General features: G+C 46.7%; 1 protein-coding gene. It reads left to right on the top strand.

Annotated features, from left to right (window positions below; all coding sequences use genetic code 11):
* The first annotated feature begins 13 nt into the window (after positions 1-13).
* Entirely contained in the window at positions 14-235 is a 222-nt protein-coding gene (locus DW49_RS0107560) for a hypothetical protein (protein WP_152522397.1), read from the top strand.
* Positions 236-302 lie beyond the last annotated feature (67 nt).

Raw genomic sequence — 302 nt, 5'->3', positions numbered from 1 at the left:
TTTCCGTTAGTTGGTGGCTGATTTTTTCGAAAACAGTACACTAGGCGATCTTCCGTCAATACCTCCCAAACTCCCGCAGGCTGCAGAAAAAAGGCTCAAACAGGTATCTAATATCACTTCCGCACTTTCTATCATGCCTGACTTCCTCACTAATAAAAAGGCACTCAACGCCAAGATAAAGCAGATTGCCGCTTCGTTAGACCTGACGGAGAAAACCGGCGGTTTCAGAGGCTGAGTGCAACACCCGGCTATTGAGTTAGGGATGGACTCTCATGATGCTTGGACATCATTTCCGTCATCAT

This window comes from Pseudomonas avellanae BPIC 631, from assembly GCF_000444135.1.
GTDB lineage: Bacteria > Pseudomonadota > Gammaproteobacteria > Pseudomonadales > Pseudomonadaceae > Aquipseudomonas > Aquipseudomonas avellanae.
The sequence above is the reverse complement of the archived record's forward strand: the minus strand, read 5'-3'. Positions and strand labels throughout refer to the sequence as shown.